This window comes from Kitasatospora sp. NPDC001660, from assembly GCF_053596725.1.
Genome location: NZ_JBSFGU010000021.1, coordinates 20,743 through 46,608, shown reverse-complemented (window position 1 = coordinate 46,608; position 25,866 = coordinate 20,743). Strand labels below are relative to the sequence as shown.

Below are 25,866 nucleotides of genomic sequence, written 5' to 3'. Positions count from 1 at the left end.
GAGCCGACGGGGACGAGGAAAACACACGGTGAATCAGATAACCGCACCTGCCGATCAGTTCGAGGGGCACCGGTCCCATCTGCGCGCGGTCGCGTACCGGATGCTCGGCTCGGTCGCGGAGGCCGAGGACGCCGTCCAGGAGACGTGGCTGCGCTACGACCGCACCGACACGAGCGGAGTGGCCAACCTCGGTGCCTGGCTGACCACGGTCGTCTCCCGCGTGTGCCTGAACTTCCTCCGCTCGCGCACGCAGCGCCGGGAGGAGCCGCTGGACGCGGGCGAGGCCGGCGGCGCGCCGCGCATCCCGGACCCGCTCCTCGGGCGGGAGGGCGTGGTGGACCCCGAGCAGGAGGTGATGCTCGCGGACTCCGTCGGCCTGGCGCTGATGGTCGTGATGGAGTCGCTGTCGCCCGCCGAGCGGGTCGCGTTCGTGCTGCACGACCTGTTCGCGGTGCCGTTCGAGGAGATCGCGCCGCTGATCGAGAAGACCGCCGCCGCGACCCGCCAGCTGGCCAGCCGGGCCCGCCGCAAGGTGCAGGGGCAGGCGCCCGCGCCGGACAGGGACCTGGCCCGGCAGCGGGCCGCGGTCGACGCGTTCTTCGCGGCCGCGCGCGAGGGCGACCTCGAAGCGCTGGTGGCCGTGCTCGACCCGGACGTGGTGCTGCGCTCGGACGGCGGCACGGCGCGGGCCCGGCACTCGGTGGTGTTCGCGGGGGCCGCGACGGTGGCCGGCCAGGCGGTGCTGTGGGGCAGGCTGGCGCCGTTCGCGCGCCCGGCGCTGGTCAACGGCACGGCGGGCGCGGTCGTCATCGGACCGGGCGGCAGGGCGATGTCCGTCATGGCGTTCACGGTCGTGGCGGGCGCGATCGTCGCGATCGACGTGCTGAACGACCCGGAGCGGCTGGCAGCGCTGGACCTGTCCCTCTTCGACTAGGCAGCAGCGGGCGGGCTCCCTCCAGGAGGAGCCCGCCCGGCGCCTCAGCGCCCGACCGCGCCGTCCAACTGCTCGCGGATGATGTCCGCGTGCCCGGCGTGCCGGCCGGTCTCCTCGATCATGTGGACGAGCACCCAGCGCAGCGACGGCGCCTCGCCGTCCGGCCGCAGCGAGCGCACCCCCGGCCGGTCGAGGTCGGCGCCGACGGCGGCGGCGATGGCGTTCGACCGGGCGATCGCCGCCCGGTACGCGGCGATCTCGTCCGCCACCGAGGCCTGGCCCAGCGAGAGTCCGTCGGTTTCCAGCGGCTTCTCGCCCACGCCCCGGTAGGCCCACTCGAACCAGTTGGACTCGACCACCGTGAGGTGCCGGACCAGCCAGAGCAGGCTCGTCCCGGAGGCGACCCCGGGCTGCGCCGCGTGCTCGTCCGGGAGCCCGGCGAGCTTGGCGATCACCGCCTCGCGCAGGTAGTCGAGGAAGGTCAGCAGGGTGGTCGGCTCGTCGGCGTTGACGCCGGGCGGGCGGGCGTCGGGGCGTGGCAGCGACGGCGCGGTGTTCTCGGTCACGGTCTCACCCTACGACCGGCCGAAACGCCGTCACCAGCCCTGCGCGGCAACCCACTCGGCGAGGTGGCGGGCGCAGTCGTCGACGGACTCGCGCCACGAGTGGGCGGCGCCGTCGCCGGCCTCGTCGCTGACGTGCTTGACCAGGCGCACCGGCAGGCCGGCCCGGTGGGCGACGGTGGCGACGGCGTAGCCCTCCATGTCGACCAGGTCGGCGTGCTCGGCGAGGCGGTCGCGGGCGGCCGGGTCGGAGACGAAGAGGTCGCCGGTGGCGAGGATCGGCCCGTCGCCCTTGCCGACCACGAGCGGGGCGCCGTAGGTGCGGCCGGTGAGGGCCAGCAGGGCGGGCGAGTCGAGGTCGTGCTGGATCACCTGGGTGACGTGGTGCGTGCCCTCCCAGCCGGGACGTAGCGCGCCGGCCGTGCCGAGGTTGATCACCTCGGAGGGCTGGTCGCCCCGGGCGAGGACGGTGGCGAGCGCGGCGGCGGCGTTGACCTTCCCCATCCCGGTGAGCAGCACGGGCAGCCGGTCGTCCAGGTGGGCGGCCTCCTCGCGGACGGCGACGACGAGCAGCGGGCGGTCAGGGGTGATCGTTCCAAGCAGGCGCATGGCCTCATCGTACGGAGCGCCGGCCCCGGAGCCCGACGGCGGCGGCCGGACGGACGGCGGGCGGGAGCGGGAACCGTTCGGGGGACGATCCGCGTCGCAGCGGTCGCCGCCCACGCCGCACGGGGGTCCGCACGGGAAAACGTATGAAGAATTCGCGGAGGCTGCGGGCCTCACCTGTGCACGGCAAAGCTCAAGACCGGCGCAACTCGGGTGTGGCCGGAGGGAGTCACGGCCATACTGCTGGCATCGGCCGGGCCCCGGAGGACGGGCCGGCCCCAAAGGAGGATGAGGCGGGTGGCGACACCAGTAGGTAGCGGCACGGCGGGCGCCGTGGTCCCGGTACGGCCGAACCGTCCGCCGGCGGGACCGCCCCGGCCGGGTGCCCCGGCGCCGCGGCCCGGCGGGGTGCCGGCGGAGCGGCAGCCCTCGGCGCTCACGCCGTCCGGCCTGAAGGCCCGGCTGACGCGCGCCGCGCGCACCGCGCCGGGCCGGCTGCGACTGGCCGGGGCGGTACTGGCGGTGCTCACCGTCGCGTTCGGCGGGCTGACCGCGGGGCAGCTGGAAAGCCGGGCGCAGGCCGCCGAGCGGGTGGTGTCGTACAGCCAGCCGTTGAGCCAGGCCGCCGCGGACATCCACCGCTCGCTCGCCGACGCGGACACCACCGCCGCCACCGGCTTCCTGCTCGCGGGCGCCGAGCCGAAGGCCGTCCGGGACCGCTACGAGCAGGACCTCTCGACGGCCGCCCGGCTGATCGCCGAGGCCGCCGCCCGGACCACCTCCTCCTCCCCCGCGCAGGGCTCGCTGGCCCGGCTCAACCAGCAACTGCCCGTCTACGCGGGTCTGGTGGAGAGCGCACGGGCGGACAACCGGCAGGGCTTCCCGCTCGGTGGCGCCTACCTGCGCTACGCCTCGGACCAGATGCGCAACGTGCTCCTGCCGGCCGCCGCCGAGCTGACGGCCTCCGAGAACCAGGAGCTCGCCGACGACTACGCCGAGGCGAAGTCCGCCCCCTGGGCCGGGTACGCGCTCGGGGTGCTCACCCTGGGCGCGCTGGTCTGGGTGCAGGTGGTGCTGTTCCGCCGCACCAACCGGGTGTTCAATCTTGGGTTGCTGGGCGCCACCGCCGCCGTCCTCGCGGGCGCGCTCTGGCTGGCCGTCACCGGCGCCACCACGAGCGCCGCGCTGGACGACAGCGACCGCCACGGCGCCTCCCCTCTGCGTGCCCTCAACATCGCGCGCGTGGACGTCCTGACCGCCCGACTGGCGGAGAACCTGCACTACGTGGCCCGCGGCTCGACCACCATGTACGCGGACCTGTGGTCCAGGACCACCGAGCACCTGTCCAAGAGCGTCCCCGCCGGCACTCCGGAGGAGTCCCGCTCGGGCTCGCTGCCCGACGCCTACCGGCTCACTCCCCCGGCCGCCCGGGGCACCGTCGCCGAGGCGGCGCAGCAGTACGACACGTGGACCACCCGGCACGACGCGGCGAAGAAGCTGGAGACGGACAACGCGGACTACCAGGGTGCCCTGGACGCGACCGTGACGGCGGACCCGGCGAAGGCGCCGAACACCGCCGACGCGTCCTTCAACGCCACCGACCTGACGCTCGCACACGCCGCCGACATCGAGCAGCAGCAGTTCCGCAGGGCGGCCGACGGCACCGACGGGGACCTGCGCGTCACGGCTGCCGGGGTCGCCGTCCTCGGCCTGCTGGCGGCCGCGACGGCGCTGCGCGGCCTCGGCCGCCGACTGGCCGAGTACCGGTAGAGGGGGAACGGACATGCGCAAGGGGACCGTACGGATCCGCGCGGTGACGGCGCTGGCGCTGCTGGCGTCCTGCGCGGTGGTGCTCTGCGGGGGCGGCCCGTCCGGCGCCGCACCGCTCACCGCGGGAGCGGTGCCACTGGCACCACGGCAGCCGCAGGCCGAGTCCTGCGACGTCTACAGGAGCGTCCCGCCGAGCAGCCAGGACGGCCCGGCGGTCCAGGCCATCAAGGGCAGGCGCGACCTGGTGATCGGCGTGGACCAGAACAGCTTCCGCTGGGGCGCCCGCAACCCGAACACCGGCCAGATCGAGGGCTTCGACATCGACCTCGCCCGCGCGATCGGCGCCGCCATCATGGGCGACCCGAACAAGGTCGTGCTGAAGCCGGTGGCGACCGCCGACCGGATCGACGCCATCCAAAAGGGCCGGGTCGACCTGATCGTCCGCACCATGACGATCAACTGCAGGCGGATGGAGGACGTGGCGTTCTCCAAGCCGTACTTCAACATCACCCAGCGGGTCCTGGTACCCCGCTCGTCCCCGGCGAAGAGCATCGACGAGGCGATCGACGGCAAGACCGTGTGCGCCGCGAACGGCTCCACCGCGCGGACCGTGCTGGACGCGAAGAAGACCGCCGCCAAGATCGTCCCGGTCGAGAACCAGCTGGACTGCCTGGTCCTCATGCAGCTCGGCAAGATCGACGCCATCATGACCGACGACGGCCTCGCGGCCGGCCAGGCCGCCCAGGACCAGACCGTGCGGATCGTGGACGGCGAGGTGCAGCCCGAGGTCATCGGCGTCGCGATGCTCAAGACCAGCCCCGATCTCACCGCGCGGGTCAACCAGGTGCTGGCCGACTACTACGCGAGCGGCGCCTGGCGCAGCTCGTACGAGCGCTGGCTCAAGCCGTACATGCTCAACGACGCCGACCACTACTGGCCGGGCGCCACAGCCCACTGACGGTCCGCCGACGGCCGGCCGACAGGCCGCCAGCGGCCCGCCGGGCGCCCGCGGCGCGCACGCGGGCCGTTGACGCCGTCTTGACGCCCACCGCCCGCTCCACCCGAAGGAGCACCGGCTAGGGTTCGGGACGATCACCACGGGGAGACCCGTCGTGCACGGGGAGGTCCGGCGCTTGGCACGGCCGGATCGGTGAAGGAAGGAAGGACGGCGGTGGCATCTGCTGGCCCGGTACTGAGCCGGGAGGAGGTGGACCGCGCGCTCGTGCGCCTCGGCGCGGAGCGCGACGCGGTCGAGTCGGCGCTGCTGGCCCTGCAGGACCACCCGGGCCTGCGGCTGCTCGACGGCGCCGAGCTGTCCGGGCGGACGCAGGAGCGCTGGTCCGTCGCCGGACAGGGCCTGCCGCTGCTGTGGGCGCTGTTCGACCGCTACGCGGAGGCGCTGGCCTCGGCGCGCGCCGTCCGGGCCCGCAGGGCGAAGCCCGGTTCGGCGGAACTCGCCGAGCTGAGCGAGCTGTTGACCGGCGACACGGTGACCGTCCCGGGCGGCGCGCTGCCCGACGGGCCGCAACTGCTCGGCGCGCCCGCCAAGCTGGTCGAGCGGGTCAGCCTGGACGCGCTGATGACCCGGATGAACTCCTGGTACGCCACCGTCCTGGAGGTGGTCAGCGCCGCCGACGCGGTCTGGTCCGCGCTGCCGGCCCGGATCGACCTGCTGCTCGCCGAACTGCACCGGGTGCAGACCCTCGCCGCCTCGCTCGGCGTCCACGCCGCCACCCACCCGCTGGGCGACGACCTGGCCGGGCTGGCCGCCGACCTGACGGCCCTGCGCGCCGAGGTGCGCAGCGACCCGCTCGCGCTGTGGCGCCCGGCCCGGGTGCCCGCCCAGCGCGGCACCGTGCCGGAGGGCGGCGCGTTCGCCTCCCCGTCCGGGGTGGTGGACACCGAACGGTTCGACCGGGCCGGGCGGGCGCTGGACGGCGTGCGGCTGGAGCTGGAGAACCTGCTGCGGCTGCGCGACGACGCCGAGGAGCGCCTCCAGGGCGTCGGCGACCTGCTCCAGCGGGCCGACGCGACGCTCGCCGAGGCCCGCCGGGCGCGCGGCGAGGTGCTGGCGAAGATAGCCTCCAGCGACGTCCCCGCGGTGCCGGGCCCGGCCTCGGCGCTTCGCGAACGGATCGTCGTGGCACTGGAGTTGCGCCAGGGCGGGCAGTGGGGCCGGCTGGCGCCGCTGCTCGACGCGCTGGAGGACGCCGCCGCCAAGGAGCTGGCCCGCGCCCGCCAGTCGCTGACCGAGGTCACCCAGCCGCTCGCCGTGCGGGCGGAACTGCGCGGCCGCCTGGACGCGTACAAGGCGATGGCCGCCCGGCTGCGGGTGTCCGAGGACCCGGAAGTGATCGAGCGGTACGAGAAGGCGCGCTGGCTGCTGTGGAGCGCGCCCTGCGACCTGCGGGCGGCGGCCGCCGCGGTGGCCCGCTTCCAGCAGTCGCTGCGGCCGGCGCACGCCGAGACCGCACACGAGGAGGCCGGCCAGACGCCGGTCGACGGACAGGTACAGGGGGGCTGAGGTTCATGGGCGAGGTGTGCGTACGGCCGGATTGCACCGGCAACGGGACGATCGACGCCGACGGCTACTGCGACGAGTGCGGGCTGGCCCCGGCGGGCGGCACCACCACGGCGCCGGCCACCGCACCTCCCGAGGCGGCGGGCCCCGGCTCCCCCTGCCCGCGCGACTGCTCCGGCACGATCGACACGGACGGCTACTGCGACGAGTGCGGCCTCACCGCGCCCGGCGGTGACACCGGGACCGCCCAGCCGTACGTGCCCGCGGCCCGCGCCTTCGGGGACTCGGCGCGCAGCGGCTCGCTCCGCTCGCTGTCGGCCCGCACCGGCTCCTCCCGCTCGATGTCCGGCCGCTCGCGCTCGCACCGCTCGACCCGCACCGGCAGCAGCCGCTCGGTCTCGGTGCGCAGCGGCACCCGCGGCAGCGTCAGCGCGGGCACCCGCAACCGGCTGGGCGCCGGCCTGGTGACCGTCCCGACCGTGGAGAGCGCCGACCCGTCCCAGGCGGTGCTGGAGAACCCCGAGGTGCCGGAGCGCAAGCGCTTCTGCGCCAAGTGCGAGGCCCCGGTGGGCCGGGAGAAGAACGGCCGCCCTGGCCGCCCGGACGGCTTCTGCACCAAGTGCGGCACGCCGTACTCGTTCACGCCCAAGCTGCGCCGCGGCGACCTCGTCGGCGGGCAGTACGAGGTCGTGGGCTGCCTCGCACACGGCGGACTCGGCTGGATCTACCTCGCGGTGGACCGCCGGGTCAACGACAAGTGGGTCGTCCTCAAGGGCCTGCTGAACACCGGTGACGAGGACGCGCTGGCCGCGGCCGTCGCCGAGCGGCGCTTCCTGGCCGAGGTGGACCACCCGAACATCGTCCGGATCATCAACTTCGCCGAGCACCTGGACCTGACGTCCGGCTCCACCGACGGCTACATCGTCATGGAGTACGTCGGCGGCAAGTCGCTCAAGGACATCGCCAACGACCGCCGCAACCCGGACGGCCGGCGCGAGCCGCTGCCGGTCGAGGTGGCGATCGCGTACGCGCTGGAGGCGCTGCCCGCGCTCGGGTACCTGCACGGCCGGGGTCTGATCTACTGCGACTTCAAGATCGACAACGTGATCCAGAGCGGCGACGCGCTCAAGATCATCGACATGGGCGCGGTCTGCCGGCTCGACCACGACGGCCCGATCTACGGCACCGTCGGCTACCAGGCCCCGGAGATCGCGAGCCTCGGCCCCTCCCCCGCCTCCGACCTCTACACCGTGGCCCGCACCCTCGCGGTGCTCACCTTCGACTTCCAGGGCTACAGCACCACCTACCGCGACTCGCTGCCCGGCCCCGAGGACGTCGAGGTCTTCGCGAAGTACGAGTCCTACTACCGCTTCCTGGTCCGCGCCACCGACCCGGACCCGGCCCGCCGCTTCGCCTCCGCCGAGGAGATGGCCGACCAGCTCACCGGCGTGCTGCGGGAGATCCTGGCCCTCCAGGACGGCCGGGCCCGGCCCGCGCTCTCCACCCTGTTCGGCCCCGAACTGCGCGTCGTCGACACCGAGTTGGTGCTGCCCACCGAGAACACCGGACAGCTCAGGGTGGCCGCCCTCGACCCGGCCGCCGCCGCCCTCGCGCTGCCCGTCCCCCGGGTCGACCCCGGCGACCCCAACGCGGGCTTCCTCGCCACGCTGCTCGCCACCGACCCCGAGGAGGCGCTCGCGGCCCTCGCCGGCGCGCCCTCCGACTCCGCCGAACGCCGGCTGCGCGAACTGCGCGCCCTGCTCGAACTCGGCCGCCACAGCGAGGCCCTGGCCGCGCTCGCCGCGCTGGAGCAGGACCACTCCGACGACTGGCGGGTCGTCTGGTACCGCGGCCTCGCCGCCCTCGTCGGCGCCCGCGCCGAGCCGGACGCGCCGGACGAGGCCTCGCTGCGGGCCGCCGCCGAGGCCTTCGACGCGGTCTACGACGCCTTCCCCGGCGAGAGCGCCCCCAAGCTGGCCCTCGCCATCTGCGCCGAACTGCTCGGCGACGGCGGCGACGCGGCCGAGTTCTACCGGCTCGTCTGGACCACCGACCAGTCCTACCTGAGCGCCGCCTTCGGCCTCGCCCGGGTCCACCTCGGCGAGGGGATGCGGCCCGACGCCGTCCGCATCCTGGAGTCCGTCCCGGCCACCTCCAGCCAGTACACCGCCGCCCGCATCGCCGCCGTCCGCGCCCGGCTGCGCGAGCGCGCCGCGGACGAGCCGATCGGCGCCGACCTCGCGGCCGGCTCCGACCAGCTGACGGCGCTGCGCCTGGACGACCGGCGCCGCGAGGAGCTGTCCGTCGAGGTCCTCCAGGCCGCCCTCGGCTGGGTCACCGCCGGCTCCGCCGGGGCCGGCCAGGCCGGGCAGCCGACCGTGCTGGGACGGCCCGCCGTCGAGCGGGAACTGCGCTTCGCCCTGGAACAGTCCTACCGGGTACTCGCCCGGTTGGCCGACCGGGCCGAGACCAGGATCGAGATGGTGGAGCGGGCCAACCGCGCCCGCCCCAGGACGTGGGTGTAGCCGATGCCGCAGCAGACCGTGTGCCCGAGCTGTTCCGAACCGCTGGACCCGGAGGACGCCTTCTGCGGCGCCTGCGGGACCGGCCGGGACGGCCGGCCCGCCCCGGGCGCGATGCCCGCGAGCTGGGCCTCCGCCCACGCCGAGTCCGTCCCCGCGCAGCAGCACGGGCCGGCCTGCGTCCACTGCGGCCTGCCGCAGGTCGGCGCCGACGGCTACTGCGAGGCCTGCGGCGGCGCCCAGCCGCGCCCGCGCGACCACATGGAGAAGGCCCTCGCGGGCGTCGCCGGGGTCAGCGACCGCGGCGTGCGCCACCACCGCAACGAGGACTCCTTCACCGTCGCCGCGACCTCGCTGCCCGGCGGCGAGCCCGTCGTCGTCGCCGTGGTGTGCGACGGCGTCTCCTCCTCGGACCGTCCGGACGAGGCCTCCGAGACCGCCGTCGACGCCGCCTCCGAGTCGCTGCTGAGCGCCCTGGAGGCGGGCCGCGAGCCGGGCGCCGCGATGCGCCAGGCCATCGCCGACGCCGCCAAGGCCGTCGCCGGCCTCGCCGAGGACGGCGCCGGGCCCGCCCGGCCCGACCTCAACGCGCCCGCGTGCACCTACGTCAGCGCCATCGCGGCCGGCGGCCGGATCACCATCGGCTGGGTCGGCGACACCCGCGCCTACTGGATCCCGGACGACCGGGCCGCCGCCGAGCCCTTCCGGCTCACCCAGGACGACTCCTGGGCGGCCCGGATGGTCGAGGCCGGGCTCATGGGCGAGGCCGAGGCCTACGCCGACCCGCGCGCCCACGCGATCACCGGCTGGCTCGGCGCCGACGCCGAGGAGGTCGTCCCGCACACCCTCGACTTCACCCCGCACGTCCCCGGGGTGCTGCTGATCTGCACCGACGGCCTGTGGAACTACGCCGAGGCCGCCACCGACCTCGCGTACTACGTGCGGCCCGACGCCCGGACCGAGCCGCTCGCGGCGGCCCAGACCCTGGTGAAGTTCGCGGTCGCCGCCGGCGGCCACGACAACATCACGGTCGCCGTCCTGCCGATCGACCCGCCCGCCCGGGAGGACGTCGAGGAGGCCGAGCAGACCCCGACGGCCCTCGACCTGCCGGTGATCACCCCGGCCGGGCCGCGACCGGACCCCGCGGACGACCCGGACTACGAGCCGACCCTGCCGGACCTCCCGGTGATCGGCTCCCCCGCCGCCCCGCTGCCTCCGCGCGTCCCGGCCCCGGCCCCGCCGGCACCCCCCGCACCGCCCGCGCCCCCGGCCGGCCCGCCGGGCGCACCCGCGGTGCCGCCCGTCCCGCCACAGCCGCCGCACCCGCCGACGGCCTGACGGCCCGTCCCGCCCGGCCCGACCGCGCGGGGCCCACCGACCGACCCGCATCAACCCTTCATCCCGACGGGAGCCACCGGCCCATGGCAACACTGGCTAAGCCGAACCTGCCCAGGTTCGATGTGGAGATCTTCCAGAACGAGTTCCTCGCCGACGGCGCCCGCGAGGTCAACGCCATCGTGACCGTCACCGCGACCGGCGGCGGCACCTCGGGCGGCCGCCCGCTCGGCATCGCCGACTCCGGCCCGCAGGGCGCCGCCACCGCCGCCGCCGTGGTCATCATGGTCGACTGCTCCGGCTCGATGGACTACCCGAAGAGCAAGATCAACGGCGCCCGCGAGGCCACCGCCGCCGCCATCGACGCCCTGCGCGACGGCACCGCCTTCGCCGTCGTCGCCGGCACCCACGAGGCCCGCGACATCTACCCGGGCGACGGCACCCTCGCGATCGCCTCCAACAGCACCCGCGAGCACGCCAAGGAGGCGCTGCGCCGCCTCACCGCGGCCGGCGGCACCGCCATGGGCACCTGGCTCGCCAAGGCCGACAAGCTCTTCCTGACCCGCCACGACATCGCCATCCGGCACGCCATCCTGCTCACCGACGGCAACAACGAGCACGAGTCGGCACAGGACCTGGCCCGCAACATCGAGCGCGTCACCGGCCACTTCACCGCCGACTGCCGCGGCGTCGGCACCGACTGGCGGATCGACGAGCTGCGCAAGATCTCCTCCGCGCTGCTCGGCACCGTGGACATCGTCGCCGAACCCGGGGGCCTCGCCGACGACTTCCGCTCGATGATGGCCGGCGCGATGGGCAAGCAGGTCGCCGACGTCGCACTGCGCATCTGGACCCCGGCCAACGCCTCGGTCAAGTTCGTCAAGCAGGTCGCCCCGAGCGTCGAGGACCTCACCGCCCGGCGTGCCGAGGCCGGGCCGCGGGCCGGCGACTACCCGACCGGCTCCTGGGGCGACGAGAGCCGCGACTACCACGTGTGCGTCGAGGTCCCGGCCGCTTCCATCGGCAACGAGATGCTCGCCGCCCGGGTCAGCCTGGTGCTGCCCCCGCAGGCCGCCGGCGGCACCCCCGAGGTGCTCTCGCAGGGCCTGGTCAAGGCCGTCTGGACCGACGACCTCGCCTCCTCCACCCGGATCAGCCCGCAGGTCGCCCACTACACCGGGCAGGCCGAGCTCGCCTCCTCCATCCAGGAGGGCCTGGAGGCGCACCGCGCCGGCGACGTCGACACCGCGACCGCCAAGCTGGGCGCCGCCGTCCGAATCGCACACGCGACCGGCAACGAGGGCACCTACAAGCTGCTCCAGAAGGTGGTGGACGTGGTGGACGCGAAGGAGGGTACGGTTCGGTTCCGTAAGAACGTGAGCGAGGCCGACTCGATGACCCTCGAGACCCGGTCGACCAAGACCGTACGTGTGAAGAAGTGACCGTTACCGCTGAAGACGTGACCGGGCCGCGGCCCGGCGCGACCGCCGGCCGGAACTGAGGGGGACCTGATGCCGATCTGCCCGAGGGGCCATGAGTCGCAGGCCGAGGACTGGTGCGACTTCTGCGGCTTCCCGATGACTCCGCCGCCCCCGGCGCCGCCCGGGGCCCACCCGGGGACGTACGGAGGCGCGCCCGTGCCCGGTGCACCCGCCGGGTACGCGGAGCACGGGGGTGCACCGTACGGGGCGCCCATGCCGCCGATGCCGCCGGGCGCCGTGCCGCCGCCTCCGTCGGCGCCCCAGGGCCTCACCGAGGGCCTGGCCGTCTGCCCGATCTGCCGCAGCCCGCAGACCGGCCGGTTCTGCGAGGAGTGCGGGTACGACTACGACCTGTCCACGCCCTCGCGCCGGCAGACCCCGGCCGTCGCGGCCCCGGTGCCGCCGCCGGTGCAGCCGCCCGCCCCGCTGAACATCCCGGCGGCGTACGGCGGCACGGTGCCGCCGGCCCCGCAGCCGCCCGTCCAGCCGCAGGCTCCGGCGCAGCCGCACACCTACGGCTACCCTCCCTCCTCGCCCGCCAACGGGCTGGGGGCACCTCCCGGCGGGCAGGCCGGGGGAGAGGGGCCCACGGCGGCCGCGTTCCCCGAGGCCCCGGTGCGCGAGGACTCCGGTCCGGTCTACGCCGACCCGGGCAACCGCGACTTCGGCACGTCGTTCAACCTGGCCCCGCCGCTGCCGCCGCAGCCGCAGCCCGAGCCCGCCCAGCCGGAGCCGGTGCGGACCAACTGGATCGCCGTGGTCGCGGCCGACCGCGAGTACTTCACCGAGATGATGGCCCGCAGCGGCCCCGAGGCGGCCGGCCTGTTCTTCCCGCCGTACTGCCCCGAGCGGCGCGTCCCGCTGACCGGCCGCGGCCAGCTGCGGATCGGGCGACGCAGCCAGCACCGCGGCACCGTGCCGGAGATCGACCTGTCGGTGCCGCCGGAGGACCCGGGCGCCTCGCACCAGCACGCGCTGCTCGCCGAACAGGCGGACGGCAGCTGGGTGCTGGTCGACCAGGACTCGACCAACGGCACGACGATGAACGGCGGTGCCGAGCCGGTCACCCCGCACGTCGCCGTGCCGCTGAACGACGGTGACCGGATCCACATCGGCGCCTGGACGACCATCACGTTGCACCGCGCCTGACCAACGATCAACAGGGCCGAGCGGATTGGAACAATCCGCTCGGCCCTGCTTGTTCCCGGTTCCTCAAACTACGCACAAATCCCTTGTCGGTGACGTGCATAACTTCCGATGGAAGCCCTACGCTCTGGGCTCATGACTGCAGCTATATCCGCCGACGGCATCCGTCAGCGGTACGGGGACGTGCAGGCTGTCGACGGGGTGTCACTCACCGTCGAAGCCGGCGAGTTTTACGGGATCCTGGGGCCCAACGGCGCCGGGAAGACCACCACACTGGAGATCCTGGAAGGGATCCGCAAGCCCGACGAGGGCCGGATCGAGCTGCTGGGGATGGCCCCCTGGCCGCGCAACCCGCGACTGCTGCCGCGCATCGGCGTGCAGTTCCAGGCCTCCGCCTTCTTCCGGAAGCTGACCGCCCGGGAGACCATCCGCACCTTCGCGTCGTTCTACGGGGTCGGCCCCAAGCGGGCCGACGCGATGCTGGAGCGGGTCGGCCTGGTCGACAAGGCCGGGGTGATGACCGAGCAGATGTCCGGCGGCCAGGCCCAGCGCCTGTCGATCGCCTGCGCGCTGGCCCACGACCCGGAGCTCGTCTTCCTCGACGAGCCCACCACCGGCCTCGACCCGCAGGCCCGCCGCAACCTCTGGGACCTCCTGCGGGACATCAACCGCGAGGGCCGCACCGTCGTCCTGACCACCCACTACCTGGACGAGGCCGAGATCCTCTGCGACCGGGTCTCGATCATGGACCACGGCAAGATCCTGCACACCGGCGCCCCCGCGGCGCTGATCCGCGAGATCGACGACACCGTCCGGATCGGCGTCGAGTCCGGCCAGCTCGCCCTCGACCGGGCGCGCGAGCTGCTCGCCGCGGCCGGCGCCGAGACCGCCTCCCTGGAGGACGACGGCACCACGCTGTCCCTCTCCACCCGCCTCCCGGCCCCGATCCTGGCCGTCCTCGCCGAGCACAACGCCCTGCGCGGCCTCGAAGTGCGCGGCGCCACCCTGGAGGACGTCTTCCTCCAGCTGACCGGACGGGAGTACCGGGCATGACGTCAACCACGTCCACCGAGCCGAAGGTGCCCGCCCAGCGCGGCGGTTCGGCCGGCGGCGGCGCCGACGCCGGCCAGGAGCGGGTCAGCGCCTTCTGGAGCCTGTCCCGGTCGATGCTGCTGTCGTTCAAGCGCGACCGCAGCGCCGTCTTCTTCGTCTTGCTGTTCCCGCTGATGTTCCTGCTGCTGTTCGGCACCCTGCTCAAGGGCGCCACCAGTCCGCACGCCAAGGTCGCCCAGGTCGGCGCCGTGCAGGTACTGGACTCGGTGCAGGGCGAGGGCCGCACGGAGCTCGAGAAGGTCCTGGAGATCAGCAAGGTCGACGACGAGTCGGCCGCGCTCACCAAGGTCCGCAAGGGCGACCTCGACGCGCTGATCGAGCAGGGCCCGGACGGGAGGATCGAGCTGCGCTTCAGCGCCGCCGACCAGGTTCGCGCCGGGTCCGTCCAGGGCATCCTCAACGCGATCGTCCAGCAGGCCAACCAGGCCGCCTACCAGCAGGCCACCGGCAAGCCGCCGACGTTCTCGCTGGACGCCGGCCAGGTCGAGGACCAGTCGCTCAAGCCGATCCAGTTCCTCACCCCGGGCCTGCTCGGCTGGGCCGTCGCCACCGGCGCCGTGTTCGGCGCCTCGCTGACCCTGGTCGGCTGGCGCAAGCAGAAGGTGCTCCGCCGGCTGCGGCTGGCCCCGGTGAGCGCCTTCTCGGTCATCGCCTCGCGGGTCGTGGTGTCGGTGATCACCGCCCTCGCCCAGACGGCGGTCTTCCTGGCCGTCGCCACCACGCCGTTCTTCGGGCTCAAGCTCACCGGCAACTGGTGGCTGATCATCCCGCTGGTGATCTGCGCGACGATCGCGTTCATGTCGATCGGCCTGCTCGCCGGTTCGATCGCCAAGACCGAGGAGGCCGCCAACGGCATCTCGCAGATCATCGTGCTGCCGATGTCGTTCCTGTCCGGCTCCTTCTTCAAGATGGACGACGCCCCGAGCTGGCTGAAGACCATCTCGGAGGTCCTGCCGCTGCGGCACCTGGTGGACGCCGCCGGGTCGGTGCTCAGCCGTGGCGGCGGCGTCATGGACGCGCTGCCCGCCATGGGCATCCTGCTGGGCTTCGCCGTCGTGCTGACGCTCATCTCGGCGAAGCTGTTCAAGTGGGACGACGCCTGATCGTCGCTCCCCGGTAGCCGAACCCCACGGGGTCGTACGCCTTTGGTCCCGGTGTACGGCCCCGTCGGCGTCTGCGACCATGGTCGGGTGAATGAGATCCGGCGTGGCACGCTCAGCGAGGAGAGCTTCTTCGACAAGGTCGGCGGGGAGTCGACCTTCCGGCGGCTGGTCCACCGGTTCTACCAGGGCGTCGCCGAGGACGAGTTGCTGCGGCCGATGTACCCCGAGGAGGACCTCGGCCCCGCCGAGGAGCGGCTGGCGCTCTTCCTGATGCAGTACTGGGGCGGCCCGCGCACCTACAGCGAGCACCGCGGCCACCCGCGGCTGCGCATGCGGCACGTGCCGTTCAAGGTGGACCGCGCGGCGCACGACGCCTGGCTCAAGCACATGCGCGCGGCCGTCGACGACCTCGCCCTGCCCGCCGAGGACGAGCGGCAGCTGTGGGACTACCTCACCTACGCCGCCGCCTCGATGATCAACACCGAGGGCTGAGCCCCACCGGGTTCACCGGACGGGGCTGAGCCCCAGCCCCGCGCCGGGCGCGGCCGCCGTGCGGACCGCCACCGACCCGGCCGGGGCACTCAGCCGCAGCCAGCCGCCGGCCCGGTGCACGGTCAGCGGGGCGTCCGGCTTCAGGAAGCCGATCACGTAGGCCGCGTGGACGGCCCGCAGGGGCAGCTCCGGCAGGACCGCCACCGGGCGGGACCAGATCTCGTCGGCCAGCGCGTCCAGCACCGCGCGGCTGCGGTGGTGCGCCGGAACGGCCTCGCTGCGCTCGCGGAACTCCCGCACGCCGGCCATCAGTTCGGGGTACACCCGGGCCACCGGCGGCTCCCCGACCGGCCGCCAGCCGGTGCGCGGCGGCAGCAGCCCGGCCCAGGCCGGGCCGGTCACCGGCGCGGGCAGGGCGACGGTGCCCGCCCCGGCGTCGACGCCGTCCAGCAGTTGGCCCGCCGAGACGGTCCGGTCGACCGGCTCGCCCAGACCGGCCAGCCGGGCGGTGCGGATCGCCAGCGCGCCCGAACCGCCCAGCGGCAGCCGCCCGAAGACCGCCAGCACGCCGTCGCCCCCGACCGGGGCCACCGCCTGCAACCGCACCGCCGCCGCCTTGTCGAAGCGCAGCAGGCGCAGCAGGAAGGCGGACAGGTCGGCGGCATCGCCGGCGTCGGTCAGCGCGAGGCGGTCGGTGGTGGTCAACGCGGTTCAGCTCGAATCGGTAGGAGGTTTCTGCACTCAGGCGACGACGACGGCGGCTTCGTCCTTGCGCGTCGCAGCGGACTTGTCCATGCTGCGGTCGTCCAGGAAACGGGACAGGAACTCCCGCTCCACCTCCGAGATCCGGCGCGGGCGCTGCTCGGCCAGGTCGAAGGGCACGACCACCGTGGACGCGCGGACGTAGACGAGGTCGCTGCCGTCCTCGGCGATGTCCTTGATCTCGTACGCCACGGTCAGCGAGGCGGCACCGATCTTGGTCACCCAGGTCTCGATGGTCACCGGCTCCGGGCGGTGCACCAGCGGCCGCTTGTAGTCGATCTCGTGGCGCGCCACGACCGACCCGCCCGCGAACTCCCCGGCGCCGGCCTCGGCGGCCCGGGTGAACATGAAGTCGATCCGGGCCTCCTCCAGGTAACGCACGAAGACCGCGTTGTTGACGTGCCCGAAGGCGTCCATGTCGGACCAGCGCAGCGGGCAGGCGTAGATGTGGCGGGCCACAGGTGTTCTCCTCGGTGTCCGGTCGCCCGCCGCCGGTCGGTGGCGGCGGGCCGCGGCCCGGCAGGCCGCCCCGGAGGGCGGTCTGCCGGGCCGTCGTGACAGCTGGGTGTCAGCCGCGGGTCAGCTTCTTGTAGGTGGCCCGGTGCGGACGGGCTGCCTCGGCGCCCAGCCGCTCGATCTTGTTCTTCTCGTACGACTCGAAGTTGCCCTCGAACCAGAACCACTTGCTGTCGCCCTCGTAGGCGAGGATGTGGGTGGCCACTCGGTCCAGGAACCAGCGGTCGTGGGAGATGACCACGGCGCAGCCGGGGAACTCCAGCAGGGCGTTCTCCAGCGAGGAGAGCGTCTCGACGTCGAGGTCGTTGGTGGGCTCGTCGAGGAGCAGCAGGTTGCCGCCCTGCTTGAGGGTGAGCGCGAGGTTCAGGCGGTTGCGCTCACCGCCGGAGAGCACGCCGGCCGGCTTCTGCTGGTCCGGGCCCTTGAAGCCGAAGGCCGACACGTAGGCGCGGGACGGCATCTCGACCTGGCCGACGTTGATCCAGTCCAGACCGTCGGAGACGACCTCCCAGAGGGTCTTCTTCGGGTCGATGTTGGCACGCGACTGGTCGACGTAGCTGATCTTGACGGTCTCGCCGACCTTGACCTTGCCGGAGTCCGGGGTCTCCAGGTCCTGCAGCATCTTGAACAGCGTGGTCTTGCCGGCGCCGTTGGGGCCGATGACGCCGACGATGCCGTTGCGCGGCAGGGTGAAGCTGAGGTCGTCGATCAGGATCTTCTCGCCGAAGGCCTTGGAGAGGTTCTCCACCTCGATGACGACGCTGCCCAGACGCGGGCCCGGCGGGATCTGGATCTCCTCGAAGTCCAGCTTCCGCATCTTGTCGGCCTCGGCCGCCATCTCCTCGTAGCGGGCCAGACGGGCCTTGGACTTCGCCTGGCGGCCCTTGGCGTTGGAGCGGACCCACTCAAGCTCTTCCTTGAGGCGCTTGGCGCGCTTGGCGTCCTTCTGCCCCTCGACCTTGAGGCGGGACTGCTTGGTCTCCAGGTAGGTGGAGTAGTTGCCCTCGTACGGGTACGCGCGGCCGCGGTCGAGCTCGAGGATCCACTCGGCGACGTTGTCCAGGAAGTACCGGTCGTGGGTGACGGCGACGACGGTGCCCTTGTACTTCTCCAGGTGCTGCTCCAGCCAGTTCACCGACTCGGCGTCCAGGTGGTTGGTGGGCTCGTCGAGCAGCAGCAGGTCCGGGGCCTCCAGCAGCAGCTTGCAGAGCGCGACACGGCGCTTCTCACCACCGGAGAGCTTGGTGACGGCCCAGTCGCCGGGCGGGCAGCCCAGGGCGTCCATGGCCTGCTCCAGCTGGGCGTCCAGGTCCCAGGCCTCGGCGTGGTCCAGTTCCTCCTGGAGCTTGCCCATCTCGTCGAGCAGCGCGTCCGAGTAGTCGGTCGCCATCAGCTCGGCGATCTCGTTGAAGCGGTCGAGCTTGCCCTTGATCTCCTTGACACCGTCCTGGACGTTCTCCAGGACCGTCTTGGACTCGTCGAGCGGCGGCTCCTGGAGGAGCATGCCGACGGTGAACCCGGGCGAGAGGAAGGCGTCGCCGTTGGAGGGCTGCTCCAGACCGGCCATCATCTTCAGCACGGTGGACTTACCGGCACCGTTGGGGCCCACGACGCCGATCTTCGCTCCGGGGAGGAAGCTGAGCGTCACGTCGTCAAGGATGACCTTGTCTCCGTGCGCCTTGCGCACCTTGCGCATCGTGTAGATGTATTCCGCCACGTGAGATCGCTCCGGCGTCGTCGGGAGTAATTCGGCTTGCAGCCTTCCATTGTGCCGCACCCGACCGGAAGCCCCGAACCGCCCATCGCCCCCGGGTAGCCACCCCCGGCGGGCCTCCTGGGATCGGGGCACGGGCCCGCGGGGCGCCGACGCCGAAGCGGCACGCACCCGACCCGGGCCGGGCCCGGGGCCTACTCGCCACCGCCTCGCGACCGGCGGAAAGCCGACGGCCCGGCTCCCCGCAGCGGGTGCGGGGAGCCGGGCCATGGCCAAGGGGTACTGCTAGTCGGTGCTACCGGTTCAGGCGGCGTTGCCACCGTGGCGGCCGCGACGGCGCAGGAAGAAGACCGCGGCACCACCGGCGATGACCAGGGCGCCGGCAGCGCCGGCCAGGATCGGGGTGTTGCTGCTGGCACCGGTCTGGGCCAGACCACCGGTGCCCGGGGCCGGGCTGGTGGTGGCCGGGGCCGGGTGGCCGGCCGTGCTCACCGAGGCGGACGGGGTGGACGGGGTGGTCGGCTTGCCGGAGGTGGCCGGGGTGGACGGACCGGAGCTCGGGGTCACCGGGGTGCCGGTGCCCTTGCAGTCCAGGATGCCCTTGAAGTTGTTGGTGTAGCCGTTCGGGCCGGTGACGGTGATGTCGTAGGCGGCCTTGTTGTTGACCGGGACGACCAGGCTCTCGGTCTTGCCCGGCTGGACCGTCAGGCTCTTGCCCGGCTGCACGTTGACGGTGGCGGCCTCGTCACCGCCGTTGGCGACGCTGACCCGCACGCCGTTGCTGTCGCACTCGACCTGGGCGATGCTGTCGAGCAGCGCGCCCTTGCCCTGCTTCCAGGTGGCCTTGGCGGTGGCGCTGACGCTCAGCTTGCTGGAGCCGGCGAGGATCATGGTCTGGCTGTGCCGCTCGGGGGTGTAACCCTCGCTGAGGAAGACACGGCCACTGGGCACGACCGTCTCGGCGGAGGCGGTGAGGGTGGCGGCGCCGTCCGGGGTGCCGGCCGGGACGTCCAGGAAGAGCTGGGTGTCCTTGGCGATCTGGCCGTTCAGGGCACCGCCGACCTGCTTGCCGTCCTTGTCGAGGACCTTGACCTTGTCGGCGGCGTCGCCGGAGACCGCCAGCTTCACCTGGGTGGCGCTGGAGTTGAGCGTGAACGGGCCGAGCTTGCCGCCCGACTTGCCGGAGACCGAGTCCGGGGCGAGGGTGAGCGAGGGCTTCGGCTCGGCCGCGACGCCCTTGTTCTTGTCGCTGATCAGGTAGTCGCGCAGCTGCTTGGCCCTGGAGTTCTGCGGGGTGGCGTTCTTGCCGTCCGAGAACCTCCAGATCGCGGCCTGGGTGCCGGCCGCGGCGTCCTCCGGGGACAGCTGGCCGTCGACACCGGCGTCCTTGGACAGCTTCGCGAGGTCGCTGACCTGCGGGTAGGAGTTCTCCAGGATCCAGCGGATCTTGGAGGCGTCCTGCGCCTTGTCCTTGCGGCCGAGCGAGCTCGACTTCCAGTCCGACTCCTGGTACTTCGCCCCGCTGTCGAGGTACACGGGGTTGCCGAAGTCGATGCAGTAGGTCTGGAGCTCACCGCTGTCCGTCTTGAGCGTGAACAGACCGCCCTCGACGGTGTTGCCGCCCTGGATGTCGATCGGCTCGCCGAGCATCGTGTCCTGGACGACGGCGGTCACGCCCGAGCCAGGTGCGGCCGCAGCCGCCGCACCGGCCGCGAACAGACCTCCGCCCAGCGCGAGGCTGGTCGCGAGCATGACAGTAGCTATGCGGGGAAGACTCCGCCTCTGCATCTGGACCATCTGGTTTCCCTCCGGGCCGGGCCGTGCCGATGGGCAGCCCGCCGACTTGCCTTGCCGCTGGCGCCCCGTATGGCGCCGCTGCGGGGTATGAACCAGACGAATCCTATTGAGCCCCAGAGGCCCGCAAACCCCCATGCGAAATCAGGACGATTCCGTATCTGTATCGTTATCAACCCCCTCAGTTTCCACACAAGCTGACGGTAGACCAGAAACTCCTCGCCACTTTCTGTTATCCGCTCCCGATTGCGCGTGCGGGTGCAACAACCGCCTCGATCTACATATTTGTCGACAGTTTTGGTCGACTCCGGGTCAGATCAGCACCCCCTGCGCATCATCTCCGCTTTCCTTTTCGGACACCTCGTCACCTTCACCGGACGCCCTTGCCGGCACCGCATCCTCCCCACCCGCCCCGCTTCCGGGAGGCATCGCGGCCACCGCCGACGCCTTGCGCGCCGCCAGGGCGTCGGCGATCCACCCCGGCACCACCTCGCCGTCGGGCGACCCGCCGGGCTCGCCGCCGACCGCCCCGGCCGCCGTCGGCGGGTGCCCGCGCGTGCCCGCTGCCCAACGGAACGCCGAGGTCCCGCGGTTGAGATCGTGTCCGACCGATCTGGCGTCGATCTCGACCCGGCTGCGCCTCCCCTCGCCCTCGCCCCACTCCCGCACCCGGAGCCGGCCGCTCACCACCACCGGATCGCCCTTGGCGAGCGAGCCGATCAGGTTCACCGCCAGCGCCCGCCAGGCCGTCACCGTCAGCCACTGCGTCTCGCCGTCCACCCAGCACTGGCGCTCGCGGTCGTACCGCCGCTCGGTGGACGCGAGCCGGAAGTTGGCCATCGGCACGCCGCTGCCCGTTTCGCCGTAGCTCACGTCGGTCACGACATTGCCGATCACCGTCACCTGGGTCTCGTTCACAGCGCACTCTCCGTTCTCGCCGATGCACCGTATGGAATCGACCGATGCGGAACGAGAGTGCGCTTCACGGGAAATCCCCGCCGGGAAGTTCCGAAATCCTGTGGACAACTCACCCCTGTGGAAAACTCCTGTCACTCGCAGGAGTGAATTTCGCCCTTCCGCTCCCCCTCGGACGCCAACTCTTCGCGAGCATGACAACAATCGGGGCGCTTCCCGGCCCGCCTCCGCCACCGGGGAACGCGAGCCGGCCACCGTCTGCCCACGTCATCCGACCGAAGGGGCCCGAATACGGCCCCCCACCCGCGCCGGACGCGGTAGTTTCTCCGTGTCGAATCCATAACGGGTGAGGCGGCAGCCCCGTAACGACTGCACAACGTCCGGCGCGGAACACTGCCAGAACGCTGCACACACGGCGTTCACCTGCGATTATCGGACCGCTCCACCGGAGCCGACACACCAACGGCGGTGCCGTCGAACCCGGCCGAGGAACTGGACACCCTTATCCTGTCCCCGACAGGGCGAGGGCCTGCCAACCCCCACCCCAACCCTCAGGTACGGGGCCGGACACGGGCGCCCCACGCGCTCGTCACCCGATCCCGGCAACGGTCACGCCCACCCGGGCGCCGCCCGTCCCGCCCCCATAGCTCAGCGGATAGAGCACCCGCCTTCTAAGCGGTAGGTCGCAGGTTCGAATCCTGCTGGGGGCACCACCTGCCAATTCCCGGGCCGCCGCCTCGGCGGCGGGGAAATCCCCCGCACACGCACCGCGCATAACCCGTGACAATGCGTGTCATGGCCACCGCGAGAAACTTACTCCGGCATTCCGCGCCAGTTCGGACCAAACGCACGACGCCCGCCGAACGACGGAAATCCGGCGAATCCCCCTTCGGGGCGCGAGTTCGCCCGAGTTCGCCCGAGTTCGGCCCACGACCGGGCCGCGGGCCGGCTCTCGCCCCGGCCCCACCCCGGCCCTCACCGCAGCTCCGAGCCCGGCCCTCACGCCGGTCCGCCGCCAGGTCCTCACCCGGTCCCGAGGTTCAGCCCGCGCCCGGTCCAACGGACCCGTCGGTCGCCGCCAGCCCCGCCAGGTGCGCGTCCAGGAGCGCGACCTGCCGCCCCGCCGGGAACTCCCCCGGCGAGAACAGCGCCTGCACCACCAGCCCCAGCACGAAGGCCTGCGCACCCGCCGCGAGCTCCGCGGCGTCCGCCCCGGCCGGCAGCTCCCCGAGCCGCTGGGCGTCCGCGACGTGGGCCGCCAGGGCCTCGCGCGAGCGCCCGTAGCGGCCCGCGTGGGCGGCCGCGAGCTCGGGGTCGGCCAGGGCGACGTCCCACGAGCCGACCCAGATCCGGTTGCCGGCCACGGCGGCCTCGTCCAGCGGCAGGATGTCGAGCAGCGCGGCCCGCAGCCGGGCCAGCCCTGCGGGCGGCGGGGTGCCGTCGGCCGGGTCGGTACGCCGGGGCCGGGCGAGGGAGCGCCGGTCCAGCTCCTCCAGCGCGTGGCCCAGCAGGGCCCGCTTGTTGGGGAAGTAGTGCGTCAACAAGCCGGTGGAGGCGCCCAGTTCGGCGGCCACCGCGCGCAGTGTCAGCCCCTCGAAGCCGCGGGAGGAGAGCACCCGCCAGACCCCCTCGGAGACTTCGAGGCGGCGGGCGTCATGGTCTCCACGGGCCGGTGTCATGGGGGCTATCGTACATACCAAACGTTTGTTATGAATGGATCTCCAGGCGGAACGCCCGCCCCGCGCACTCCCCGGAAAGGCCCCACCCTTGTTTGCCGTACCGCTCGCCGAGAACGTCGAACTGCGCCCGCTGGAGCCGTGGCAGGCCCCCGAGTTCCTCGCCCACATCGACCGCGCCCGGGCCCACACCGACCCGTGGATCCCGTGGGCCACCTTCTCCACCGACCTCGACTCGGCCCGCGCCACCCTGCAGCGCTACGCCGACCGCCACCACACCGACTCCGGCCGGATCTACGGCATCTGGCGCGACGGCACCCTGGTCGGCGGCGTGATGTTCGTCAGCTTCAACGCCCGGACCGGCATCTGCGAGATCGGCGCCTGGACCGAGCCGGCCGGCGAGGGCGGCGGACTGATCACCGCCGCCGTCCGGCACCTGCTCGACTACGCCTTCACCACCCGGGGCCTGCACCGCGCCGAGTGGTGGTGCTCCTCCGCCAACGCCCGCAGCCGCGCCGTCGCCGAGCGGGTCGGCATGACGCTGGACGGCACCCTGCGCGAGTGGTTCCTGCACAACGGTGTCCGCCACGACAAGGAGATCTGGTCGATCCTCGCGACCGAGTGGACGCCGCAGGCCTGACCGCGCGAAGCCGGGGCCCGGTGGCTTCCCCTGCGATCCACCGGGCCCCGCGCTTCACCACACCTCGGGCCGCTCAGGCCGCCGACGCCGGCCGCAAAGGCCGCTCAGGCCGCCAGCACCGGCCGCTCCACCGTCTCCGGCGCCCCGGGTGCCTCGGGTGCCCCCGGCGCCGCCTCCACCGGGCGCAGCCGCAGCGCGAGCAGCAGCACCAGCCCCATCACCCCGGCCGCCGACAGGAAGACGACGTCGACGGCGTCCGTGAAGCCGCGCACCGCGTGGTCCCGGGCCGCCCCGGTCAGTGCCCGGACCGCGCCCATCGACCGGCCGGGCTCGTCGGCCGCGAAGACCCGGGCCAGCAGGGTCCCGAAGAACGCCGCGCCGAGCGCGCCGCCGAGGGTCTGGAAGAACCGGATGCCGGTGGTCGCCACGCCGAGCTGGTGGCGCGGGGCGGCCTCCTGCACCAGGGTGATCAGCTGCCCGATCAGCTGGCCGAACCCGACGCCGAGCAGGGCGAGTTCGAGGCCCACCGCCCACAGGCCAGTGTCCGGACCGCTGAGCCCGAGCAGGGCCAGGGCGAGCGCCGCGCAGGCGGAGCCGGCCACCAGGAAGGTGCGCGGCGCGTAGCCGCGGGCGGTCAGCCGGCCGACCACCAGCCCGACCGCGGTCATTCCGGCGGCCATCGGCATCAGGTAGAGGCTGGCCGAGGTCGGGGCGATCCCCCGGGCGATCCGGATCTTCCGCACGGCCATCGGGCTGTTCGCCGAACGCGACTTCGACCAGGTCTCGGTGGCCGAGATCGCGGCCGCCGCCGAGGTCTCCAAGATGACCGTCTTCAACTACTTCCCGACCAAGGAAGACCTGGTCATGGGCCCGATGGAGCAACACCTCGACGAGCCCGCCCGGGTGGTGCGCGAGCGCGCCCCGGGCACCTCTGCGGTGGCGGCCCTGCGCGAGCACTTCCTGGCCGCGCTCGCCGCCTTCGACCCCGCCAGCGGCCTGAACGACGACCGGACGGTGCTCGACGTGGTCCGGCTGGTGCACCGCACCCCCGCCCTGGCGACGCGCGCCACCGCCGCCTTCGGCCGCGAGGCCCAGGCCCTGCTGACCCGCCGAACTGCTCGCCCAGGACCCGGCCCACGACGAGCTCACCGCCCAGGTCGCCGGTGCCCAACTGCTCGCCACCCGGCTGGTCCTGACCACCGAGAACCAGCTCCGGATGCTGGCCGGCGAGCGCGCCGCCCACGCCCTGCCGGAGGCCCTCGACCGCGCCCGCCGCGCCTTCGCCCTCGTCGAGCGGGGGATCGGCGACTACTGCGCCGGCGCCTCCTGAGAGAGTGGGCGCACCACGACCCTCCCGGAGGTGCTGCCGCATGGACCAGTCGCTGCTCACGCGGGACCGCGCCGCTCTGCCCGCCCACGCCGACGGGCTGCACGCCCACGTCGGCGAGGACGGCGTCGCGGTGCTGGAGTTCGCCCGCCCGCACCGGCGCAACGCGGTGACCCTGGCGATCTGGCAGGCGCTGCCGAAGGTGCTACGGGAGCTCGCCGGGCACGAGGGCGTCCGCGCCCTGCTGCTGACCGGCGCCGGCGGCACCTTCAGCGCGGGCGCGGACATCGCCGAACTCGCCGACGTGTACGGCGATCCGGACCGCGCGGACGCCTACCACGCGGTCAACGTCGCGGCCGAGGAGGCGCTGGCCGCCTTCCCGCACCCGACGATCGCCGCCGTCCGGGGCGCCTGCGTCGGCGGCGGCTGCCAGCTGGCCGTCGCGTGCGACCTGCGGTTCGTCGCCGAGGACGCCCGGCTCGGGATCACCCCGGCCAAGCTCGGCGTGGTCTACCCGGCGGTGCCGACGCTGCGGCTGGCCCGGCTGGTCGGCCCGGCACGCGCCAAGTACCTGCTGTTCTCCGGCGAGTTGGTGACGGGCCGGGACGCGCTCTCGCTGGGCCTCGCGGAACGGGTCCTGCCGGACGCCGAACTGGACGCCGCCGCGCTGGAGTTCGCCCGGCTGCTGACCAGTCGCTCGACACAGACGATCGGCGCGGTGAAGGCCGCCCTGGCCGTCCCGGCGGATCGGGCGGCGGAGGCGCTGGCACCGTGGGAGCGACGTTCCCGGGAGGCGTCGGACGTGCACGAGGGGCTGGCCGCGTTCCTGGAGGGCCGCCCGGCCCGGTTCTGAGCCCGCCTCCCGGGGAACGAGCCACCGTCCCGGGGAAACGAGCCGCGCCTCCCCGGGGAAGGGCGGCCACTCCAAGGAAATAC

23 protein-coding genes and 1 tRNA gene are annotated in these 25,866 nt (G+C 73.4%); 15 read left to right on the top strand and 9 right to left on the bottom strand.

Going from position 1 to position 25,866, the window contains the following annotated elements:
- Positions 1–28: 28 nt before the first annotated feature.
- Complete coding sequence (locus ACWCXH_RS22645; RefSeq protein ID WP_449803256.1) at positions 29–934, top strand: sigma-70 family RNA polymerase sigma factor; 906 nt, start codon at positions 29–31, stop codon at positions 932–934.
- Positions 935–978: 44 nt separating this feature from the next.
- Here the strand turns inward: ACWCXH_RS22645 and ACWCXH_RS22640 are convergent, their stop codons facing one another.
- Together ACWCXH_RS22640 and ACWCXH_RS22635 are read right to left on the bottom strand one after the other, a co-directional pair.
- Complete coding sequence (locus ACWCXH_RS22640) at positions 979–1,500, bottom strand: DinB family protein (RefSeq protein ID WP_449803255.1); 522 nt, start codon at positions 1,498–1,500, stop codon at positions 979–981.
- 30 nt (positions 1,501–1,530) lie between these two features.
- Positions 1,531–2,106 (bottom strand): nucleosidase, encoded by a 576-nt coding sequence (locus ACWCXH_RS22635; RefSeq protein WP_449803254.1) that lies wholly within the window; start codon positions 2,104–2,106, stop codon positions 1,531–1,533.
- Between the two features lie 294 nt (positions 2,107–2,400).
- On the opposite strand from ACWCXH_RS22635, the gene ACWCXH_RS22630 reads away from it, so the two are divergent.
- The 10 genes from ACWCXH_RS22630 (at position 2,401) to ACWCXH_RS22585 (ending at position 15,586) form a co-directional block, all read left to right on the top strand.
- A complete protein-coding gene (locus ACWCXH_RS22630) occupies positions 2,401–3,873 on the top strand; it encodes a hypothetical protein (RefSeq protein ID WP_449803253.1) in 1,473 nt (490 codons plus the stop codon).
- Positions 3,874–3,886: 13 nt separating this feature from the next.
- Positions 3,887–4,831, top strand: a complete 945-nt coding sequence (locus tag ACWCXH_RS22625; protein ID WP_449803252.1) for a glutamate ABC transporter substrate-binding protein — start codon at positions 3,887–3,889, stop codon at positions 4,829–4,831.
- A gap of 213 nt (positions 4,832–5,044) precedes the next feature.
- On the top strand, positions 5,045–6,397 hold the full coding sequence (locus tag ACWCXH_RS22620; protein ID WP_449803251.1) for a hypothetical protein: 1,353 nt from the start codon (positions 5,045–5,047) through the stop codon (positions 6,395–6,397).
- A gap of 5 nt (positions 6,398–6,402) precedes the next feature.
- Positions 6,403–8,919, top strand: a complete 2,517-nt coding sequence (locus tag ACWCXH_RS22615) for a tetratricopeptide repeat protein (protein ID WP_449803250.1) — start codon at positions 6,403–6,405, stop codon at positions 8,917–8,919.
- 3 nt (positions 8,920–8,922) lie between these two features.
- Entirely contained in the window at positions 8,923–10,254 is a 1,332-nt protein-coding gene (locus ACWCXH_RS22610; RefSeq protein WP_449803249.1) for a protein phosphatase 2C domain-containing protein, read from the top strand.
- Between the two features lie 83 nt (positions 10,255–10,337).
- Positions 10,338–11,693 carry a vWA domain-containing protein gene (locus ACWCXH_RS22605; protein WP_449803248.1) on the top strand — a complete coding sequence of 452 codons (1,356 nt, stop codon included), beginning with the start codon at positions 10,338–10,340 and terminating at the stop codon, positions 11,691–11,693.
- 195 nt (positions 11,694–11,888) lie between these two features.
- Complete coding sequence (locus ACWCXH_RS22600; protein ID WP_449803247.1) at positions 11,889–12,881, top strand: FHA domain-containing protein; 993 nt, start codon at positions 11,889–11,891, stop codon at positions 12,879–12,881.
- 132 nt (positions 12,882–13,013) lie between these two features.
- On the top strand, positions 13,014–13,931 hold the full coding sequence (locus ACWCXH_RS22595) for an ABC transporter ATP-binding protein (RefSeq protein ID WP_449803246.1): 918 nt from the start codon (positions 13,014–13,016) through the stop codon (positions 13,929–13,931).
- Positions 13,928–15,094: an ABC transporter permease gene (locus ACWCXH_RS22590; protein WP_449803245.1), complete on the top strand. Its 1,167-nt coding sequence runs from the start codon at positions 13,928–13,930 to the stop codon at positions 15,092–15,094. Before ACWCXH_RS22595 ends, ACWCXH_RS22590 begins: the two co-directional genes overlap by 4 nt.
- 87 nt (positions 15,095–15,181) lie before the next feature.
- Positions 15,182–15,586, top strand: coding sequence for a globin (locus tag ACWCXH_RS22585; protein WP_449803244.1), 405 nt, complete (start codon positions 15,182–15,184; stop codon positions 15,584–15,586).
- Positions 15,587–15,598: 12 nt separating this feature from the next.
- On the opposite strand, the gene ACWCXH_RS22580 is transcribed toward ACWCXH_RS22585, so the two are convergent.
- From ACWCXH_RS22580 to ACWCXH_RS22560, 5 genes are all read right to left on the bottom strand, one after another.
- Positions 15,599–16,291 carry a hypothetical protein gene (locus tag ACWCXH_RS22580; protein ID WP_449803243.1) on the bottom strand — a complete coding sequence of 231 codons (693 nt, stop codon included), beginning with the start codon at positions 16,289–16,291 and terminating at the stop codon, positions 15,599–15,601.
- Positions 16,292–16,327: 36 nt separating this feature from the next.
- Complete coding sequence (locus ACWCXH_RS22575; RefSeq protein WP_449803242.1) at positions 16,328–16,807, bottom strand: acyl-CoA thioesterase; 480 nt, start codon at positions 16,805–16,807, stop codon at positions 16,328–16,330.
- Between the two features lie 109 nt (positions 16,808–16,916).
- Positions 16,917–18,581, bottom strand: coding sequence for an energy-dependent translational throttle protein EttA (ettA, locus tag ACWCXH_RS22570; RefSeq protein WP_449803241.1), 1,665 nt, complete (start codon positions 18,579–18,581; stop codon positions 16,917–16,919).
- 300 nt (positions 18,582–18,881) lie between these two features.
- Positions 18,882–20,330, bottom strand: a complete 1,449-nt coding sequence (locus ACWCXH_RS22565) for a Cys-Gln thioester bond-forming surface protein (RefSeq protein WP_449803240.1) — start codon at positions 20,328–20,330, stop codon at positions 18,882–18,884.
- A 354-nt stretch (positions 20,331–20,684) separates the two neighbouring features.
- Positions 20,685–21,290: a single-stranded DNA-binding protein gene (locus ACWCXH_RS22560; protein WP_449803239.1), complete on the bottom strand. Its 606-nt coding sequence runs from the start codon at positions 21,288–21,290 to the stop codon at positions 20,685–20,687.
- Positions 21,291–21,924: 634 nt separating this feature from the next.
- On the opposite strand from ACWCXH_RS22560, the gene ACWCXH_RS22555 reads away from it, so the two are divergent.
- Positions 21,925–22,000: transfer RNA gene (locus ACWCXH_RS22555), tRNA-Arg, on the top strand.
- A gap of 327 nt (positions 22,001–22,327) precedes the next feature.
- Here the strand turns inward: ACWCXH_RS22555 and ACWCXH_RS22550 are convergent.
- Complete coding sequence (locus ACWCXH_RS22550; protein WP_449803238.1) at positions 22,328–22,966, bottom strand: TetR/AcrR family transcriptional regulator; 639 nt, start codon at positions 22,964–22,966, stop codon at positions 22,328–22,330.
- An 88-nt stretch (positions 22,967–23,054) separates the two neighbouring features.
- Between ACWCXH_RS22550 and ACWCXH_RS22545 the strand changes: the two genes are divergently transcribed.
- Positions 23,055–23,603 carry a GNAT family N-acetyltransferase gene (locus tag ACWCXH_RS22545; protein ID WP_449803237.1) on the top strand — a complete coding sequence of 183 codons (549 nt, stop codon included), beginning with the start codon at positions 23,055–23,057 and terminating at the stop codon, positions 23,601–23,603.
- Positions 23,604–23,707: 104 nt separating this feature from the next.
- Here the strand turns inward: ACWCXH_RS22545 and ACWCXH_RS22540 are convergent, their stop codons facing one another.
- Positions 23,708–24,439 carry an MFS transporter gene (locus ACWCXH_RS22540; protein ID WP_449803236.1) on the bottom strand — a complete coding sequence of 244 codons (732 nt, stop codon included), beginning with the start codon at positions 24,437–24,439 and terminating at the stop codon, positions 23,708–23,710.
- On the opposite strand from ACWCXH_RS22540, the gene ACWCXH_RS22535 reads away from it, so the two are divergent.
- Together ACWCXH_RS22535 and ACWCXH_RS22530 are read left to right on the top strand one after the other, a co-directional pair.
- Positions 24,390–25,103 carry a TetR/AcrR family transcriptional regulator gene (locus ACWCXH_RS22535; RefSeq protein ID WP_449803235.1) on the top strand — a complete coding sequence of 238 codons (714 nt, stop codon included), beginning with the start codon at positions 24,390–24,392 and terminating at the stop codon, positions 25,101–25,103. The two genes, ACWCXH_RS22540 and ACWCXH_RS22535, sit on opposite strands and share 50 nt — an antisense overlap.
- Complete coding sequence (locus tag ACWCXH_RS22530) at positions 25,010–25,783, top strand: enoyl-CoA hydratase/isomerase family protein (RefSeq protein ID WP_449803324.1); 774 nt, start codon at positions 25,010–25,012, stop codon at positions 25,781–25,783. Before ACWCXH_RS22535 ends, ACWCXH_RS22530 begins: the two co-directional genes overlap by 94 nt.
- Positions 25,784–25,866 lie beyond the last annotated feature (83 nt).

Bases quoted from the DNA above. Each gene is read 5' to 3' on its own strand.
- ACWCXH_RS22635 (WP_449803254.1), bottom strand. From the start codon at position 2,106: ATGCGCCTGCTTGGAACGATCACCCCTGACCGCCCGCTGCTCGTCGTC.
- ACWCXH_RS22625 (WP_449803252.1), top strand. From the start codon at position 3,887: ATGCGCAAGGGGACCGTACGGATCCGCGCGGTGACGGCGCTGGCGCTG.
- ACWCXH_RS22615 (WP_449803250.1), top strand. From the start codon at position 6,403: ATGGGCGAGGTGTGCGTACGGCCGGATTGCACCGGCAACGGGACGATC.
- ACWCXH_RS22610 (WP_449803249.1), top strand. From the start codon at position 8,923: ATGCCGCAGCAGACCGTGTGCCCGAGCTGTTCCGAACCGCTGGACCCG.
- ACWCXH_RS22605 (WP_449803248.1), top strand. From the start codon at position 10,338: ATGGCAACACTGGCTAAGCCGAACCTGCCCAGGTTCGATGTGGAGATC.
- ACWCXH_RS22595 (WP_449803246.1), top strand. From the start codon at position 13,014: ATGACTGCAGCTATATCCGCCGACGGCATCCGTCAGCGGTACGGGGAC.
- ACWCXH_RS22590 (WP_449803245.1), top strand. From the start codon at position 13,928: ATGACGTCAACCACGTCCACCGAGCCGAAGGTGCCCGCCCAGCGCGGC.
- ACWCXH_RS22565 (WP_449803240.1), bottom strand. From the start codon at position 20,330: ATGCTCGCGACCAGCCTCGCGCTGGGCGGAGGTCTGTTCGCGGCCGGT.
- ACWCXH_RS22550 (WP_449803238.1), bottom strand. From the start codon at position 22,966: ATGACACCGGCCCGTGGAGACCATGACGCCCGCCGCCTCGAAGTCTCC.